This is a genomic window from Lysobacter sp. Root667, from assembly GCF_001427715.1.
Classification (GTDB): domain Bacteria; phylum Pseudomonadota; class Gammaproteobacteria; order Xanthomonadales; family Xanthomonadaceae; genus Lysobacter.
Genome location: NZ_LMHF01000009.1, coordinates 765,079 through 781,636, shown reverse-complemented (window position 1 = coordinate 781,636; position 16,558 = coordinate 765,079). Strand labels below are relative to the sequence as shown.

Below are 16,558 nucleotides of genomic sequence, written 5' to 3'. Positions count from 1 at the left end.
CTGAACGGACGCGATGCTAACGCGACGGCATATTCGGATTCATGACTACACGCACAGTAATCGATGCGGCCTGCGCCGGATCGGTCTTGACCGGCGGTTCGGGCGCGACTTCAGTCCAGGCGTTTGCGGAAGCGCAGGATCGCCAAGCTCATCATCACCGTGATGAAGACCAGCAGCGCCAGCACATCGGGCCACAACTCCCACAGGCTCGCGCCGCGCAGCATCACCCCGCGGATCAGGCGCAGGAAATGGGTCAGCGGCAGCACCTCCGCCAGCCACTGCACGACCTTGGGCATGCCCGCGAACGGGAACATGAAACCCGACAGCAGGATCGACGGCAGGAACACGAAGAACGCCATCTGCATGGCCTGGAACTGCGACTGCGCCTTGGTCGAGATCAGCAGGCCCAGGCTCAGATTGGCGACGATCAGCAGGACCGCGGCGCCGTACACCTCGAACACGTTGCCGCGGATCGGCACGTCGAACAGCCACAGGCCCAGCAGCAGCACCAGGGTGGTCTGGATGAAGCCGATGCCCGCGTAAGGCAGGACCTTGCCGACCATCAGCTCGCTGCGGCTCAGCGGCGTGGCGATCAACAGCTCCATGTTGCCGCGCTCGCGTTCGCGCACCACCGCCACCGCGGTGAACATCACCATGGTCATGGTCAGGATGATGCCGATCAGGCCGGGGACGATGTTTACCGCCGAACGCCGCTCGGGGTTGTAGAACGCGACCACGGCGATCTGGCCGCCGCCCTGCCCTGGACCGGCGCGCAGCGGACGGTCGTTGCTGGTCGGGGTCGCGTTCAAGGGCAACTGCGCCAACTGAGCGGCCGCGGCCTGGACCGTGGTATCGCTGCCGTCCACCAGCACCTGCACCGACTCGCGCCCCTCGTAACGGCGGCGCTCGAAGTCGGGCGGAATCACCACGCCGATGCTGATCTCGCCGCGACGCAGGCGCTGCATCAGCTCCTCCGGCGTGCGCGCGGCGACCGCCGGGTCGATCACGCCGGTGGCGACCATGTCCATCACCAAGGCGCGCGAGGCCGAGGTATTGGCCTGGTCGGCGACGCCGGTCTGCAGGCCGCGCAGGTTGAGATTGATCGCGTAGCCGAACAGCACCAACTGCATCACCGGGATCCCGACGATCATCGCCAGGGTGACGCGGTCGCGGCGCATCTGCCGCAGTTCCTTCAACACGATCGCGAACAGTCTGCGCATGTTCATGCGGCACGCTCCGCGGGCGGGTCCTCGTCCCGGCCCTGGGTGGCCGAAACGAACACGTCTTCAAGGTTGGGATGCGAGGGTTCGACCTGGGCCTCGATGCCGGCCTGGGCCAGCACGCCGCGCAGGCGCGCGGCGGTGTCGCCGTCGCGATCGGTGAGCACGCGCAGGCTGTTGCCGATCTGGGCGACGCTGAGCACGCCGGGCACCGCGACCAGCGCCTTCTGCGCGCGACGCGGCTGCGGCGCCAGCACTTCCACCGTGCGTCCGGCCAGCTCGTCGGTGAGTTCCTGCGGGGTGCCATCGGCCACCAGCACGCCGCGGTCGAGGATCGCGATGCGGTGGCAGCGCTCGGCTTCGTCCATGTAGTGGGTAGACACCAGCAGAGTGGTGCCGGCATCGGCGAGGTCGAACAACTTCTCCCAGAAGTCGCGGCGCGATTCCGGATCGACCGCACTGGTGGGTTCGTCCAGGAACAGCAGTTCGGGCTTCTGGATCACCGCGCCGGCCAGGGCCAGGCGCTGCTTCTGGCCGCCGCTCATGGTCCCGGCCAACTGCTTCTGCCGGTCCTGGAAATGGTATTGCTCGACCAGCTCGTCGATGCGGCGACGCGCTTCGCTGCGCGGGATGTCCTGCACCGCGGCCAGGAACTCCAGGTTCTCGCGCACGGTGAGGTCCTCGAACAGCGAGAACTTCTGGGTCATGTAGCCGATGCGCTTGCGCAGCGCCTCGGCCTGTTCCGGGATGCGCAGCCCCAGCACCTCGATGTCGCCGGCGGTGGGCGTGAGCAGGCCGCACAGCATGCGGATGGTGGTCGACTTGCCCGAGCCGTTCGGACCCAGGAAGCCGTAGACGTGCGCGCGCGGCACGGTCAGATCGACCTTGTCGACCGCGGTCAGCGCGCCGAATTTCTTGGTCAGGCCGCGGGCGCGGATGGCCGGTTCGTCGGCGCCGGCACCGCGCGCGAGCGTGGAATCGGCGGCGGCGTTCATGGGCGGCTCTCGCTCGCTTTGGTCCCGTCGGAGTTGTTTCCGTCGGAGCCGCTCTCGTCGAACTCGACCCGCACCGGTAGGCCGGCCGGCAATTGCGCGGCATCGCGACCGGTCAGCTCGACCTCGGCCAGGTAGCTCAGGCGCGCGGCGTCTTCGCCGATCAGGGCGTAGTAGGGAGTGAAGTTCGGATCGCTACGGATCGCGCGCACGCGTCCGCTCATGGCCTGTTCGCGGCCGTCGATGTAGACGCGCGCCGCTTGACCGATGCGGACCTTGGCGCGGATCGGTTCGGGCACGTAGACGCGTGCGTAGGGCGCGGCGCCGACCAGCATCACCGCCAGCGGCGCGCCCACCGGCGCTTGGTCGCCGAGCTTGTACGGCAGGCTGTCGACCACGCCGGCGCGCGGCGCGACCACGTCCAGTTTCTGCAAGGTCACCGCCTGCGCGGCGGCCTGCGCCTGCGCGGCGGCGAGCGCCGACTCGCCCTGTGCGAGTCGTTCGCTGCGGGTACCATGCTCGAGTTCCAGCAACGCCGCCTGCGCCGCGCGCACCTGCGCTTCGGCATTGCCGGCGGCGGCGCGGGCGCGGTCGACGTCGGATGCGGCGACCAGCTTCTGCCGGCCCAGCGGCTGCAAGCGCGTGTAGTAAGCGCGAGCGTCTGCGGCCTGCGCCTGCGTCGCACTCAGATTGGCCCGTGCCTGCGCGATCGCTTCGCTGCGCGGCCCGGCCTGCAGTTCGGCCAGGGAGTCGCCGGCCTGGCGCGCCTGTGCCTGCAGCGCGTTGAGCTGCGATTGGGTGCGGCTGAGCTCCAACTGCAGCAGCGACGCACCGGCCGCGACGCGCTGGCCCTCACGCACGTCGATGCGCACGACCCGTTCCGCCGCCGGCGCCGGCAGGGTGATGCGATCCCATTCCAGCGTGCCCAGCGCCTGCGGGCGATCGTCGCCGCAAGCGGACAACGCGAGCGCCAGCAGCAGCGGCACGGCCCAGCGGGATTTCGGTTTCATCGGATCGCTCCGGTAGGCATGAACGTTCATGGGCTCAAGGCCTCAGCCGCAGCCCAGGCCGCGGTCTAGCAAGGCGACGGTGTGCTCGCGCAGCGCGACGGTGTCGAAGGTCTCGATCCCGAACACGCGTTGCCAGACCGGTGCGCCCGCGATCGGGAACAGGGTCAGACCGACCAGGGACACCACCAGGAAACGCGGATCGAGATCGGCGTTGAGCTGGCCCTCGCGCTGCGCCAGCGCGAACTTCTGCGCCAGCATCTGCGGCAGCTGCGGGCCGATCTGGTCGACCAGCAGATCGCGCAACGCCCCGCCCTCGCACAGCACCTCGCGCACCCACAGCGACGGGAACCACGGATACTGGCCGACGGTTTCTCCGACCCCGCGCACGAAGCCCGCGATCAGTTTGGCGACGTCGTCGCCCGCCGCGATCAGATGGCCGCGCAGGGTCGCGATCGCCGGCATTACCCGCTCCTGGATCACCGCCTGCTGCAGTTGCTCCTTGTCGCCGAAGTAGTAATGCAGCAACGCCGGATTGACCCCGGCCTCGACCGCGATGGAGCGCAACGCGGTGGCGGCGATGCCCTGGCGGGTGTAGCAGACGATCGCCGCGTCGAGCAGCCGCGAACGCAGATCGGGACCGTCCGCGACCGGGCGGCCGGGGGCGCGCCCGGCGGGAACGGTTTTGCGGGGGCGGCGGGAGGCTTGGGGCTTGTCGGTGGGCATGGCTCATATTTAATTCAATGATTAATTAGTTGGCAAGGGCGAGCCGACGAACGGTCGGCGGGAACCGGGCGCGGCGGAAGGGAACTAAGGCCGCCTGCTCCCTTGGCCGCTGCTAAAGAGGAGCATTGGGACTGTCTGGGCACGGCCAGGCCTGCCTCTTGCGTACTCCGAGCCCCGCGAACGCCTTGATCGCTCGAACTCGAAGCGCGGCGCACCGCAAACCGAAACCCCGATCCCGATCCAACGACCATGCAAGCTCAACTGCTGCGGCAGTTGCACATCGGCGCTGCACTCCCTCACCCCACCCTCTCCCGCCAGCGAGAGAAGCAGTAGCCGCCGACAGCAAACGGCAACGACCCTCACGACCGACGCGACCACGACCGGCCGCCGCAGCATTGCCGCGGCAACAACATCGGCAGCGGCCGCGGGAGCGACGGCGAGATTTCGCCGGGCCCGAACCCGGCCATTCCGGCAAGCTTCCCAACCACCTCCCCAGCAACCCTCCCGCTAAGCTGTCGCCAGCCAATCTGCGCCCCTCCACCATGCCCTCCACCCGCCAACCCAGTCTGCTCGCCCGCGGCGCCGTCGGCTTCTGGCTTCTCGGCCTGGGCGCGCTCGGCCTGCTGCGAGGCGCGATGCGCGCGTTCCGGCACGGCCCCTTCGCCGCCGACACCATCACCTGGGTCTGGCTGATCGGCTCGGCGATCCTCGTGCTGGTGGGCGCGCTCGCGATCGCACGCGCCGCACGCAGGCGCCGCGACGACGACACGGCCTGAACGTCGCAGCCGTCAGCCTTTGCGAAACCGCGCCTGCGGGCGCAAGCTGAGCACCCCACGCGCGACTACGCCGCGCAGCCCCTGGAAGACCCGTCCCTACGATGCAAGCACGTACCGCCTCCGAATTCGTCCTCGAACCGGCCGAAACCGAACGCCTGGCCAACCTCAGCGGCCCGTTCGATGGTCACCTGCGCCAGATCGAACTGCGCCTCGGCGTGGAGATCGCCAACCGCGGCAATGTGTTCCGCGTGGTCGGCCCGCAGACCTCGGTCGGCAAGGCCGAACGGCTGCTGCGCCAGCTGTGGCGGGACGCCGCCGAGGAAACCCTCGACGAAGGCACGATCCACCTCGCCCTGACCGAGGCCGACTCCGACCAGTTGGTCAACGACGACATCGAACCGCAGGAAGTCGCGATCCGGGTCAAGCGCGGCACCATCCGCGGCCGCGGCGCCAACCAGGCCAAGTACCTGCACGCTATCGCCGGCCACGACATCAACTTCGGCATCGGCCCGGCCGGCACCGGCAAGACCTTCCTCGCCGTCGCCAGCGCGGTCGAAGCGCTGAACGAAGCGCGCGTGCAGCGCCTGATCCTGGTGCGCCCCGCAGTCGAGGCCGGCGAGAAGCTCGGTTTTCTGCCCGGCGACCTGAGCCAGAAAGTCGACCCCTACCTGCGCCCGCTCTACGACGCGCTCTACGAGATGCTGGGCGTGGAGAAGGTGGTCAAGCTGCTGGAAAAGAACGTGATCGAGATCGCGCCGCTGGCCTATATGCGCGGACGCACGCTTAACGACGCCTATGTGATCCTCGACGAGGCGCAGAACACCACGATCGAGCAGATGAAGATGTTCCTGACCCGCATCGGTTACGGCAGCACCGCCGTCGTCACCGGCGATCTGACTCAGGTCGATCTGCCCAAGCACGTGAAGTCGGGGCTGAAAGACGCCTTGGACGTACTGCGCAACGTCAACGGCATCAGCTTCACTTTCTTCGAGGCGCGCGATGTGGTCCGGCATCCGCTGGTGTCGCGCATCGTCAGCGCCTACGACGCACGCGACGCCCAGGACGTCCAGACCGGACCGTCCGCCTGAGCCACCCCCACTTCATTTCGACACTACGATGACCAAAGGTCCCGTCCGTCTCGATGTCGCGATCAACTATGCGGTCCCGCGCACCGGCATTCCGGCCGCGGTGAGCTTCCGCAAGTGGGTCGCGGCGGCGCTCGACAGCCGCATCCGCGAAGCCGACCTGGCGATCCGCATCGTCGGCAGCAAGGAAGGCCGCGCCCTCAACCGTCACTACCGCGGCCGCGATTACGCGACCAACGTGCTCAGTTTTCCAGCCGAAGTGCCCGAGGGCCTGCCCAAGGGCGTCAAGTTCCCGCTGCTGGGCGACCTGGTGATCTGCGCCCCCGTCGTCGCACGCGAAGCACGCGAACAGAAGAAGCCGCTGGTCGCCCACTACGCCCACCTCACCGTCCACGGCGCCCTGCATCTGCTGGGCTGGGATCACGAGGACGAACGCGAAGCCGAATGCATGGAGCAGCTGGAGCGCGAAATCCTGGCCGGGCTCGGCATCGCCGATCCGTACCTGGAAGACTGAGCGCCGAAGCCGGCCCGGTCGGCGCGGGCCCGATCACCCCTGAGTGGGACCAGCCGAACCGGCTCCGCATCGTTCGGCCGGAGTCGTAAGCCCGCGCCCTGATCCACCTGCCCTCGCACTCACCTCGCTGCAGTTCAACTCGCACCACTGGCCTCGATCGTCTTCAGGCCGGCGACCACGAACCGCGCCAGTTCGTCGCCTCCAGGGGACTTCCCACGACTACGCCAGCACCGCCTGCGGAGGGTGGACCAGGGCCAAAGGCACGTCGGCGAGTCTTGCAGCCGCGTCCCAGCCCCGGTCCGCGCGCCCGCCGCAGGCGCCTGCCAGGAATCACAGACAGTCGATCAGCCCGTCGTACAGCGTGCGCGGCGTCCCCGGCAGCGGCGCGCGCATCGGGGTATCGCCTGCAAGCGCGCCCAGCAGGGCTTCCATCGTCGTCCGCGACGCCAGCGGCGCGCGGCAGCGCCAGTGCTGGAACTGGACGTTTACCCGGCCGGTCGCCGGGTCGACGTCCTCGTTGCTGGCGGCGAACAGCCACAGGCACTGGCCGATGCGGCCGCTGGAACGCTCCACCGAGCAGCGGAAGCTCAAGGACTGGATGTTGCTGTAATCGCCCTCGCAGAAGGTGTCGCCGCAGATATCGTCGAAATCGCGGCGCAGGCGATGGACCAGGCCGTACCAGGCTTCGAACTCGGCGTCGCTGCGCAGATAGCTGCCGGCTTCGATGTAGTCGCGCGCCGGTTCGGCGGTCGCGGATGCCGGCGACGCGGCAAGCAAGGACAGGGCCGTCGCCCCCGCCATCGACATCAGCCGAAAATCGTAACGGTGCATGTGCGCTCCTCCTTGAGTGATGAGATCGCCGAGCGCGAACCGCCGCTCGGCATGCACAGACTGCGGCCACGGCGATGGCGGATCCATCAGGCCGTTGCCCATCCGGATGTAGGAAATCGCCGCATGCGTTTTGCATGCCCGACAAGCAGCTATTCGGCACATCTACCGATCGCGCAGTTGCCCGACACGCCATCGGGGAGATTCCCTACTGCCCCGTCTCGAAACGCGGCCGACACTGAGTCACCACCGCAAAGGACGGCCGTATGAACCGCATGCACGGAATCACTCTGCTCGAAATGCTGATCGCACTCGTGATCGCCGCCGTCCTGGCCGGCATCGCGATACCGACCGCGGCGAACGCCATGGCCAAGGCGCGCATCTCCGGCGTCGCGATGGCGATGACCGACAGCTTCCTGACGTCGGCGCGCGTGGCCGTGTCCACCGGCAGCGCCGTCATCATCTGTCCGGCGCCGCAGGGTGCCGGTTGCGACGATAGTGTGGAATGGAGCCGCGGCTGGATGCTCTACGCCGACATCGACGGCAACCGCCGCTACGATCCGCACGAACCGGTGATCCAACGCGCCGAAGCGCTCGCCGGCGGGCTGCGCATGTACAGCACGCAGGGACGCCGACGGGTGGTGTTCCAGTCCGACGGCGGCAACGAGGGCAGCAATGTCAGCTTCACCTTGTGCGCGGACAGCGGCGAGCAGGTCGGTTCGCTGGTGCTGTCCAACGCCGGCCGTTTCCGCCTCGCACAACCGACCGGTCGCCAGCGCCAGAGATGCCAGGGCGGCTGAGGGGCGATGAATTACAGTGAACTACAGGAGGACGCCGGACCGGTCTCCGCCAGATCACGGCCGGACGGCGGCCGCCGCCCACAGCCGGCCGTCGGTCCGAAACCGCCGCCCGGCGCTGTCTGCGGCCCCTGGCCGGTGCCCGTCCTGGCACCCGGGCAAACCATCCGGGTTAGACTGGAGACCTCGCCCTTCCCCCGACGGGCATAGTGCAAGCATCGAATGTCCGAGGACGACAGTAGTCACACCGAGCAGCCCGAGAAGCGGCGCTCTTGGCTGGAACGGATCAGCTCGGCGCTGTCCGGTGAGCCCACGACCCGAGAAGACCTGGTCGAATTGCTGCGCGACGCGCAGGCCGACGGGCTGATCGCCGCCGACACCTTGCGGATGATGGAAGGCGCGATCGCCGTGTCCGACCTGACCGTGGGCGACGTGATGATTCCGCGTTCGCAGATGGTCGTGCTGCCGGCCGACGCCAAGTTCCTGGACCTGATGAAGCTGGTGGTCGAATCCGGCCATTCGCGTTTCCCGGTCCACGGCGAAGACAAGGACGAGATCCTCGGCGTGCTGCTGGCCAAGGACCTGCTGCGCGGCGTGGTCGCCGACAATGGCCCGGGCAGCATCCATGAGTTGCTGCGTCCGGCGGTGCTGATCCCCGAGTCCAAGCGTCTGGACGTGCTGCTGCGCGAGTTCCGCCAGTCGCGCAACCACATGGCGATCGTGATCGACGAGCACGGCGGCGTCGCCGGCCTGCTCACCATCGAAGACGTGCTGGAGCAGATCGTCGGCGAGATCGACGACGAGCACGACGACGCCGAGGACCCGAACGCGCTGATCGCGGCCCAGGCCGACGGCCAGTACGTGGTCGATGCGCTGACCCCGATCGCCGATTTCAACGAGCGTTTCGGCGCCGATTTCGACGACGACGAGTACGACACCATCGGCGGCTTGGTCACCGCTGCGATCGGGCATCTGCCCGAGGCCGGCGAGGAACTCACTCTGGGCCGCTTCGTGTTCCGGGTCGCCAGCGCCGACGCGCGCCGTGTCCACGCCTTCCACGTCGGCGTGCTGGGCAACGACTGACCGGCCTGCCGTGGTGCGCACCCCCAAGCGCGCGCCCGTGCCGCCTCGGCTACGGCTACACGCGACGACGCCCACCCCGCATCGGAAGCAATGATCCGAATGCGGGAGCGGCGTCGGCCGTGGCCGCGCCACGCCGCCAACGGAGCAAGACCGATCCCTGGCGCATGCGCAAAGCCGGCATCGTCGACCCGTTTGTCATGCCGGTCCGGCCCACCGACAGTCGCGAGCGTCCCGCTAGATCATCGCTGCGGCAATCGCCGGTCGCGGCTGACGCCGCTCCCACCACAGCCGTGCCGCGCCTGAACCCCTGCGATCCGCACGCGCGGTCGCGGACCCGGTCATGCCCGGTGTCGCGTACGCCGCTTAGAATGCTCCGACCCGTCGACCGGCCATCCGCATTGAACCCCATTCGCCGCGCCCTGCCCCGTTTGTTCGCCATCGCCGCAATGTGGCTGAGCGCCACCGCCGCCTTCGCCGCACCGCCGTCGCAAGCCGCGGCAACGCGGGACTCAGCACCGGCAGCCCAGGCGCCGACCGCCGCGGCACCGTCGCAGTCCCCATCGGTCCCGCGCATCGGCATGGCGACCATGCAGCCGGGCGAGATCTTCTGGGAGCGCTTCGGCCACGATTCGATCGTGGTGCTCGACCCCGACACCGGCGCCGCGACTTCGTACAACTTCGGCTTCTTCGACCCGGAAGCCCCCGACTTTATCGCCCGCTTCGTCCGCAACGACATGCGTTACCGCCTGGCCGCGCTGCCGCTGGAACAGGACCTGGCGCTGTACCGCGAGGAAGGACGTGGCGTTTCGGTGCAGTGGCTGGACCTGGACGACGACCAGGCGCGCTCGCTCGCCGCCTCCCTGGCCGAGAACGCCAAGCCCGAGAACGCCTACTACCGCTACCAGTATTTCGACGACAACTGCGCCACCCGCGTGCGCGATGCCGTGGATCGGGCGCTGGGCGGCGCGCTACGCCGGCAGATAGAGAGCCGATCGCACGGCAGCACCTTCCGTAGCGAGGCGGTGCGGCTGGCCTCGCCGGCACCGTGGATGTGGCTGGGCTTCGACATCGGCCTGGGGCCGTCGGCCGACCGTCCGCTGCCGGTGTGGAACGAGTCCTACGTGCCGATGCGCCTGGCCGCGGCCCTGCGCGGGGTCAAGAACACCCAGGGCCGGCCGCTGGTCCTGGCCGAGCAGGAGATCCTACCGCACCGGATCGCACCCGAGCCCGCCGATGCGCCTATCGTCTGGACCCCCTGGGCGCTGTCGGGCGTGGTCATCGGCCTGGGCCTGGCCTGGCTGGGCCGGCGCCGTCCGCGCCTGCTGGCCGCGATCGCGCTGCCGTTCTGGACCCTGTGCGGCATCCTGGCCGCGCTGATGCTGTTCATCTGGTTCGGCACCCAGCACACCTACGGCTGGGCCAATCAGAATCTGCTGTTGTTCAATCCGCTGTGCTGGCTGCTCTGGCTGGGCGGCTGGCGCGTCCTGCGCGGGCGCGAAGCCGGGCCATGGTTCGGCCGCATCCTGGCGGCGGTCGCGGCCTGCGCGGTGCTGGCGCTGTTCGCGCACTGGCTGCCGATGCAGCCGCAGCGCAACCTGCACTGGATCAGCCTGCTGCTGCCGCTGCACCTGGGCCTGCTGCTGGGCCTGCGCAAGCGTTGAGCGCGCGCGGCTTGCCGGCAACGCCGCGCACGGGCACGATGCGCGGCATGAAGGATCCCAACCTGCCCCAGTGCGTGATCAACTGCGCGGCCTACAGCCGCGAAGGCGTGCGGCGCGACATCAGCCTCGACCAGATCAGCGACGTGCTCGCGGTCGACGACGGCAGTTTCGTCTGGGTCGGCCTGTACGAGCCGGACGAGGGCATCCTGGAGAAGCTGCAGGAAGAGTTCTGCCTGCACGACCTGGCCATCGAAGACGCGCACAACGCGCACCAGCGGCCCAAGATCGAAAGCTACGGCAACTCGTTGTTCATCGTGGTGCACACCGCGCAGACCGTCGACAGTCATATCCGTTTCGGCGAGACCCATCTGTTCGTCGGCCCGCGCTACCTGGTCTCGGTGCGCCACGGCGCGTCCAGCAGCTACGCCGCCGCGCGCATGCGCCTGGAGCGCGAATCCGAGGATCTGCGCCACGGCCCGGCCTCGGCGCTGTACGTGGTGCTGGACATGGTGGTCGACAACTTCAGCCCGATCGTCGACGAGTTCAGCCAGGAGCTCAACGAGCTCGAAAAGGACGTCTTCGCCGAAGATTTCCGCAAGGGCACGGTCGAGAAGCTCTACGACCTCAAGCGCGAACTCACCCGCCTGCGCATGGCGGTATCGCCGTTGCAGGACATCCTCGGCCAGCTCGCGCGTTCGCGCAGCGCGCTGATCGACGAAGAAAGCCAGCTCTACTTCCGCGACGTGCTCGATCACGCCGTGCGCATCAACGAAACCACCGATACCCTGCGCGAGATGCTGACCGCGGCGATGAGCGTGAACCTGTCGCTGGTCACCATCCGCCAGGGCGAAGTGGTCAAGCGCCTGGCCGGCTGGGCCGCGCTGCTGGCCGCGCCGACCCTGATCGCGAGCTGGTACGGCATGAACTTCACCCACATGCCGGAACTCGCGGGCGAGCACAGCTATTGGATCGTGATCGGTGTGACCCTGGTGGTCTGCGTCGTACTGTTCGGTTTTCTGCGCCGGGCGAAGTGGCTGTAGCGCCGGCTCTCCGGGCCAACCGCAACACCGCTTTGGGGTAGGAGCGGCGTAAGCCGCGATCACGTAGTAGCCGAAGTCTCGCGATCGCGGCTTACGCCGCTCTCACAGCAGCTCGATGATTCCGCTGCGCAATCGCGGCTCGCGTCGCTGCCTGGCCGTAATCCCGGCATTCCACTGCGCGGTCGCAGCTTACGCCGCTCCTACCCCACAGCCCCGGCGCGGGCGATGCCTCGCGACGCGCCGATGAATAGCGGGGCGCGGCCCCTTAGACCAAAGTACTAGCCTCGATGCCGCACCGCGCATTGACCCGCGCGGACGCAGGGGCGACGCTGCCGGAGTCCATTCGGAGGGTCGTCATGAAAGGTCTGTCCTGGCTCGGCTGGGGGCTGATGGCGGTGCTGGCGGCGTTCTGCCTCGGCACCGTGGCCCTGAACCGCGGCGAATCCATCAGCGCGATGTGGCTGGTGGTCGCGGCGGTATCCACGTTCACCATCGCTTACCGCTTCTACGGCCGCTACATCGCCCAGCGCGCGCTGATGGTCGATCCCTCGCGCGCGACCCCGGCTTGGCGCCGCAACGACGGTCTGGACTACGTGCCGACCGAGAAGAGCGTGGTGTTCGGCCACCACTTCGCGGCGATCGCGGGCGCCGGCCCGCTGGTCGGCCCGGTGCTGGCCGCGCAGATGGGCTACCTGCCCGGCACGCTGTGGATCCTGTTCGGCGTGGTTCTGGCCGGCGCGGTCCAGGACATGCTGGTGCTGTTCTTCTCCACCCGCCGCGACGGCCGTTCGCTGGGCGAGATGATCCGTGCCGAGATGGGCCCCGCGGCCGGCGTGATCTCGATGATCGGCATCCTGATGATCATGGTGATCCTGCTCGCGGTGCTGGCGCTGGTCGTGGTCAAGGCCCTGGCGGAAAGCCCCTGGGGCACCTTCACCGTCGCCATGACCATCCCGATCGCGATCCTGATGGGCGTGTACCTGCGCTACTTCCGTCCCGGCCGCATCCTCGAGGTCTCGATCATCGGCTTCGCCCTGTTGCTGCTCGCAATCTGGCTCGGCGGCCGGGTCGCCGCGGATCCGACCTGGAGCGCTGTCTTCCACCTCAAGGGCACGACCCTGGCCTGGCTGATGATCGGCTACGGCTTCATCGCCTCGGTGCTGCCGGTGTGGTTCCTGTTGGCGCCGCGCGATTACCTGTCGACCTTCCTCAAGATCGGCACCGTGCTGGTGCTGGCGCTGGCCATCGTGATCGCGGCGCCGCAGCTGCAGATGCCGGCGATGACCCAGTTCGTCGACGGTACCGGCCCGGTGTTCTCGGGCAAGCTGTTCCCGTTCCTGTTCATCACCATCGCCTGCGGCGCGGTCTCGGGCTTCCACTCGCTGATCTCCTCGGGCACCACGCCCAAGATGATCTCCAGCGAAGGCGACATCCGCCTGGTCGGCTACGGCGGCATGCTGATGGAAGCCTTCGTCGCGATCATGGCCCTGATCGCCGCCTGCGTGCTGCAGCCGGGCGTGTACTTCGCGATGAACGCGCCGGGCGCGCTGATCGGCACCACCGCCGAATCGGCCGCCCTCGCGATCTCCAACTGGGGTTTCGTGATCACCCCCGACGTGCTGACCGCGACCGCGAAGGAGATCGGCGAAACCACGATCCTCTCGCGCACCGGCGGCGCCCCGACCCTGGCGGTGGGCATGGCCCAGATCCTGCACGGGCTGATCCCGGGCGAAGGCATGATGGCGTTCTGGTACCACTACGCGATCCTGTTCGAAGCGCTGTTCATCCTGACCACGATCGACGCCGGCACCCGCGTGGCGCGCTTCATGATCCAGGAACTGGTCGGCCTGGCCTATGCGCCGTTCCAGCGCACCGACAGCTGGGTCGCCAACATCGCCAGCACCCTGCTCGCGGTCTCGATGTGGGGCTACTTCCTGTACCAGGGCGTGGTCGATCCGCTCGGCGGCATCAACACGCTGTGGCCGCTGTTCGGCATCGCCAACCAGATGCTCGCCGGCCTGGCGCTGGTGTTCTGCTGCGTGGTCATGGTCAAGATGAAGCGCGAGAAGTACCTGTGGATCCCGCTGATCCCGACCGTGTGGCTGCTGATCTGCACCCTGACCGCGGGCTGGCAGAAGCTGTTCGATCCCAACCCGAAGATCGGTTTCATCGCCAATGCGCGCAAGTTCGCCGACGCCGCCGCGCGCGGCGAGGTGCTGGCACCGGCGAAATCGGTCGAGGAGATGCAGCGGGTGGTGTTCAACAACTACCTCGACGCCGGCCTGACCGCGCTATTCGTGGCGGTGGTGATCGCGACGGTGTTCTTCGGCCTGCGTGCCGCATTCGCGGCGCGTCGCAACGCCGCGGCCACGGCGAGGGAGAGCGATTATGTCGCGCTCGAATCGCTGGCTCGCTGATGCCGGCTTGCTGGTCTGGTCGCTGCTGTCGCGCTGGTGGCGCACGGCAGCGCAGACCGCGCGCCTGGCGATCGGGATACCGGACTACGACTACTACGTCGAGCACATGCGTCGCGCCCACCCCGGGCTGGAACCGATGTCGCGCGACGCCTTCTTCCACGAGCGGATGTTGGCGCGCTACGGGAAAGGCCGGTCGCGCTGCTGTTGAGCTGATCGCGCAGCAACGGAAAAGGCCGCCCCAGGGCGGCCTTTTCTTTGCGATCGTGTGCGATCCGCAGGACTCGCCGCACCCCTCTCCCGCATCGCGGGAGAGGGGGCCTGGCATCACTGGCCGATGTGCTGCTTCAACCAGCCGTTGACCGTGTCGTGCCAGAGCACGCTGTTCTGCGGCTTCAGCACCCAGTGGTTCTCGTCCGGGAAGTACAGGAACTTGGACTCGATGCCCTGGCGCTGCAGCGCGGTGAACGCGCCCAGGCCCTGCTCGACCGGGATGCGGAAATCGAGCTGGCCGTGCACCACCAGCATCGGCACGCGCCACTTGTCGACGTGGTTGACCGGGTTGAAACGCTCGTAGTTCTTCGGCACCGCGTAGGGCGTGCCGCCCTGCTCCCACTCGGTGAACCACAGCTCTTCGGTGGCGTAGCCCATCATGCGCTGGTCGAACACACCGTCGTGGTTGACCAGACACTTCCACGGCTGGTTCCAGTTGCCGGCGATCCAGTTGACCATGAAGCCGCCGTAGGACGCGCCCAGCGCGCAGGCCTTGTCGCCGTTGAGGAAAGCGTACTTCTTCTGCGCCGCGGCCCAGCCCTTCTGCAGGTCTTCCAGCGGGCGATCGCCCCAATGCTGGCTGATCGCGTCGGTGAAAGCCTGGCCGTAGCCGGTGGAGCCGTGGAAATCGATCATGACCACCGCGTAACCCTGGCCGGCGTAGGTCTGCGGATTCCAGCGGTAGCTCCAGCCGTCGCCGAAGCTGCCCTGCGGACCGCCGTGGATCAGGAACGCGACCGGATAGCGCTGGCCCTCCTGGTAGTTCCAGGGCTTGACCACGTAGCCGCGCACGGTGTCGCCGTTCCAGCCCTTGAACTCGAACTGCTCGTAATCGCCGAAGGCCACGTCCTTGAGCATCTCGCCGGCGCTGGGCGTGATCGCGCGCTCCGGCGCGCCGTCGACGCCGCCGACGAAGATCTGGTCGCCGCTCTTGAGGCTGTTGCGGGTGAAGGCGAAGGTCGGGCCGCCGCGCACCAGCGAAGACACGCTGCCGCCGCCGATCAGGCGGGTCACGCTGCCGTCCTCGATACCGATGCCGAACACCGGCAGCTGGCCCATGTCCTGGGCGGTGGCGTAGATGGTCTTGCCGTCCTTGGACAGGACGATGTTCTCGGCCGAGCGGTCCCATTTCGGCGCGATCTCGCGGCGCTGACCGCCGCTCAGGTCCAGCGCGATCAGGCCGAAGCGGTCGGCCTCGAAGCCCGGACGCTTCATCGCGCGGTAGTACAGCGTGCTGCCGTCGGCGCTGAACACCGGTCCGGTGTCCCAGGCGGGATTGTCGGGCGTGAGGTTCTTCGCCGCGCCGGTGCCGTCGGCGTTGACGCGGTACAGGTCGAAGTTGGTCGACCAAGGTTCCTTGGCATCGGCCTGGCGCGCGCTCAGCACCAACGACTGGCCGTCCGGCGCCCAGGCGTATTCGGCGCTGTCGCCGAACGGACGCGAGGGCACGTCGCCGATGACATCGGCACCGATCAGGGTCGCGCTGGCGATCGGCTTGATCGCGCCCTGCTTGTTCGCCACCGGCAGCGTGGCCACGAACACGCGGTTCAGGCGGCCGTCGTTCCAGGCGTCCCAATGGCGCACGAACATGCGGTCGAAGACCACGCCGCTGGCCTTGTTGGCGGCGCGCTGGTCGAGGCGCTTCTTGCTGCAGCCCAGGTCGGCGGCGCAGTCGGCGAAGGTTTCGGCGCTGAACGCCACGCGCTTGCCATCGGGCGAGAGCTGGTAGCTGCCGACATCGGCCGCGAACGCAGTCAGCTGCTTGGGCGTGCCGCCGCCGGCCGGAATCGCGTACAGCTGCTGGCTGCCGGATTTCGCGCTGAGGAAGTACACGGTGCGGCCGTCGGGCGAGAAACTCGGCGTGTTCACGCTCCAGCCGGCGGGCGTGAGCGGCTGCGGCGGCGCCGCGTCGCGCGCGAACAGGTCCTCCACGTACAGGCCGGTGCTGGACTTGTTGGCGGCGAAGTCGACCTTGCGCTTGGCGAACACCAGACGGCGGCCGTCCTCGGACACGGTCGGCGAGGACACCCGGTCCAGGGTGGCCAGATCGCGTATTTCAAAGCCGCGCTGAGCGGCGGTGGCGGGCAGCGCGGCCGCGATCAGCAGCGGCAGGACGGCGTGACGCAGGTTCATGGGAACTCC

15 protein-coding genes are annotated in these 16,558 nt (G+C 68.3%); 9 read left to right on the top strand and 6 right to left on the bottom strand.

Features of this window, described 5'->3' with window-relative positions; genetic code table 11:
- Positions 1 to 110 precede the first annotated feature (110 nt).
- From ASD78_RS07080 to ASD78_RS07065, 4 genes are read right to left on the bottom strand one after another with little or no spacing between them, the layout of a single operon-like run.
- Positions 111 to 1,226: an ABC transporter permease gene (locus ASD78_RS07080; protein ID WP_056099540.1), complete on the bottom strand. Its 1,116-nt coding sequence runs from the start codon at positions 1,224 to 1,226 to the stop codon at positions 111 to 113.
- Positions 1,223 to 2,158: an ABC transporter ATP-binding protein gene (locus tag ASD78_RS07075; RefSeq protein WP_055903963.1), complete on the bottom strand. Its 936-nt coding sequence runs from the start codon at positions 2,156 to 2,158 to the stop codon at positions 1,223 to 1,225. The genes ASD78_RS07080 and ASD78_RS07075 overlap by 4 nt, the downstream gene beginning before the upstream one ends.
- 53 nt (positions 2,159 to 2,211) lie before the next feature.
- Positions 2,212 to 3,222 carry an HlyD family efflux transporter periplasmic adaptor subunit gene (locus ASD78_RS07070; RefSeq protein WP_156087615.1) on the bottom strand — a complete coding sequence of 337 codons (1,011 nt, stop codon included), beginning with the start codon at positions 3,220 to 3,222 and terminating at the stop codon, positions 2,212 to 2,214.
- 42 nt (positions 3,223 to 3,264) lie between these two features.
- Positions 3,265 to 3,945: a TetR/AcrR family transcriptional regulator gene (locus tag ASD78_RS07065; protein WP_055902850.1), complete on the bottom strand. Its 681-nt coding sequence runs from the start codon at positions 3,943 to 3,945 to the stop codon at positions 3,265 to 3,267.
- Between the two features lie 542 nt (positions 3,946 to 4,487).
- On the opposite strand from ASD78_RS07065, the gene ASD78_RS07060 reads away from it, so the two are divergent.
- The 3 genes from ASD78_RS07060 to ybeY all read left to right on the top strand — a co-directional run bounded on the left by ASD78_RS07060 (position 4,488) and on the right by ybeY (position 6,320).
- Positions 4,488 to 4,721 carry a hypothetical protein gene (locus ASD78_RS07060; RefSeq protein ID WP_056099535.1) on the top strand — a complete coding sequence of 78 codons (234 nt, stop codon included), beginning with the start codon at positions 4,488 to 4,490 and terminating at the stop codon, positions 4,719 to 4,721.
- A gap of 101 nt (positions 4,722 to 4,822) precedes the next feature.
- Positions 4,823 to 5,809: a PhoH family protein gene (locus ASD78_RS07055; RefSeq protein WP_055902856.1), complete on the top strand. Its 987-nt coding sequence runs from the start codon at positions 4,823 to 4,825 to the stop codon at positions 5,807 to 5,809.
- A 28-nt stretch (positions 5,810 to 5,837) separates the two neighbouring features.
- Positions 5,838 to 6,320: an rRNA maturation RNase YbeY gene (gene ybeY / locus ASD78_RS07050; protein WP_055902859.1), complete on the top strand. Its 483-nt coding sequence runs from the start codon at positions 5,838 to 5,840 to the stop codon at positions 6,318 to 6,320.
- A gap of 330 nt (positions 6,321 to 6,650) precedes the next feature.
- Here ybeY and ASD78_RS07045 read toward each other — a convergent pair whose 3' ends face one another.
- Complete coding sequence (locus ASD78_RS07045) at positions 6,651 to 7,151, bottom strand: hypothetical protein (RefSeq protein WP_200944130.1); 501 nt, start codon at positions 7,149 to 7,151, stop codon at positions 6,651 to 6,653.
- 263 nt (positions 7,152 to 7,414) lie between these two features.
- Here ASD78_RS07045 and ASD78_RS07040 point away from each other — a divergent pair, with 263 nt between their 5' ends.
- From ASD78_RS07040 to ASD78_RS07015, 6 genes are all read left to right on the top strand, one after another.
- The gene (locus tag ASD78_RS07040; protein WP_055902866.1) at positions 7,415 to 7,948 is read left to right on the top strand and encodes a GspH/FimT family pseudopilin; all 534 of its coding nucleotides are present in this window, start codon (positions 7,415 to 7,417) and stop codon (positions 7,946 to 7,948) included.
- A gap of 219 nt (positions 7,949 to 8,167) precedes the next feature.
- Positions 8,168 to 9,028 (top strand): transporter associated domain-containing protein, encoded by an 861-nt coding sequence (locus ASD78_RS07035; RefSeq protein ID WP_055902869.1) that lies wholly within the window; start codon positions 8,168 to 8,170, stop codon positions 9,026 to 9,028.
- A gap of 446 nt (positions 9,029 to 9,474) precedes the next feature.
- Complete coding sequence (locus ASD78_RS07030; RefSeq protein ID WP_082575490.1) at positions 9,475 to 10,689, top strand: DUF4105 domain-containing protein; 1,215 nt, start codon at positions 9,475 to 9,477, stop codon at positions 10,687 to 10,689.
- Between the two features lie 47 nt (positions 10,690 to 10,736).
- Entirely contained in the window at positions 10,737 to 11,729 is a 993-nt protein-coding gene (corA, locus tag ASD78_RS07025; RefSeq protein WP_235565812.1) for a magnesium/cobalt transporter CorA, read from the top strand.
- Positions 11,730 to 12,085: 356 nt separating this feature from the next.
- Positions 12,086 to 14,146 (top strand): carbon starvation CstA family protein, encoded by a 2,061-nt coding sequence (locus ASD78_RS07020; protein ID WP_056099529.1) that lies wholly within the window; start codon positions 12,086 to 12,088, stop codon positions 14,144 to 14,146.
- Positions 14,118 to 14,354 carry a YbdD/YjiX family protein gene (locus tag ASD78_RS07015; RefSeq protein ID WP_055902881.1) on the top strand — a complete coding sequence of 79 codons (237 nt, stop codon included), beginning with the start codon at positions 14,118 to 14,120 and terminating at the stop codon, positions 14,352 to 14,354. The genes ASD78_RS07020 and ASD78_RS07015 overlap by 29 nt, the downstream gene beginning before the upstream one ends.
- Before the next feature lie 116 nt (positions 14,355 to 14,470).
- Here the strand turns inward: ASD78_RS07015 and ASD78_RS07010 are convergent, their stop codons facing one another.
- Positions 14,471 to 16,549 carry a S9 family peptidase gene (locus ASD78_RS07010; protein WP_056099526.1) on the bottom strand — a complete coding sequence of 693 codons (2,079 nt, stop codon included), beginning with the start codon at positions 16,547 to 16,549 and terminating at the stop codon, positions 14,471 to 14,473.
- Positions 16,550 to 16,558: the final 9 nt, after the last annotated feature.

Excerpts from the sequence above, each read along its gene's own strand:
- ASD78_RS07080 (WP_056099540.1), bottom strand. The coding sequence starts at position 1,226 with ATGAACATGCGCAGACTGTTCGCGATCGTGTTGAAGGAACTGCGGCAG.
- ASD78_RS07070 (WP_156087615.1), bottom strand. The coding sequence starts at position 3,222 with ATGAAACCGAAATCCCGCTGGGCCGTGCCGCTGCTGCTGGCGCTCGCG.
- ASD78_RS07065 (WP_055902850.1), bottom strand. The coding sequence starts at position 3,945 with ATGCCCACCGACAAGCCCCAAGCCTCCCGCCGCCCCCGCAAAACCGTT.
- ASD78_RS07060 (WP_056099535.1), top strand. The coding sequence starts at position 4,488 with ATGCCCTCCACCCGCCAACCCAGTCTGCTCGCCCGCGGCGCCGTCGGC.
- ASD78_RS07055 (WP_055902856.1), top strand. The coding sequence starts at position 4,823 with ATGCAAGCACGTACCGCCTCCGAATTCGTCCTCGAACCGGCCGAAACC.
- ybeY (WP_055902859.1), top strand. The coding sequence starts at position 5,838 with ATGACCAAAGGTCCCGTCCGTCTCGATGTCGCGATCAACTATGCGGTC.
- ASD78_RS07045 (WP_200944130.1), bottom strand. The coding sequence starts at position 7,151 with ATGCACCGTTACGATTTTCGGCTGATGTCGATGGCGGGGGCGACGGCC.
- ASD78_RS07040 (WP_055902866.1), top strand. The coding sequence starts at position 7,415 with ATGAACCGCATGCACGGAATCACTCTGCTCGAAATGCTGATCGCACTC.
- ASD78_RS07035 (WP_055902869.1), top strand. The coding sequence starts at position 8,168 with ATGTCCGAGGACGACAGTAGTCACACCGAGCAGCCCGAGAAGCGGCGC.
- ASD78_RS07030 (WP_082575490.1), top strand. The coding sequence starts at position 9,475 with ATGTGGCTGAGCGCCACCGCCGCCTTCGCCGCACCGCCGTCGCAAGCC.
- corA (WP_235565812.1), top strand. The coding sequence starts at position 10,737 with ATGAAGGATCCCAACCTGCCCCAGTGCGTGATCAACTGCGCGGCCTAC.
- ASD78_RS07020 (WP_056099529.1), top strand. The coding sequence starts at position 12,086 with ATGAAAGGTCTGTCCTGGCTCGGCTGGGGGCTGATGGCGGTGCTGGCG.
- ASD78_RS07015 (WP_055902881.1), top strand. The coding sequence starts at position 14,118 with ATGTCGCGCTCGAATCGCTGGCTCGCTGATGCCGGCTTGCTGGTCTGG.
- ASD78_RS07010 (WP_056099526.1), bottom strand. The coding sequence starts at position 16,549 with ATGAACCTGCGTCACGCCGTCCTGCCGCTGCTGATCGCGGCCGCGCTG.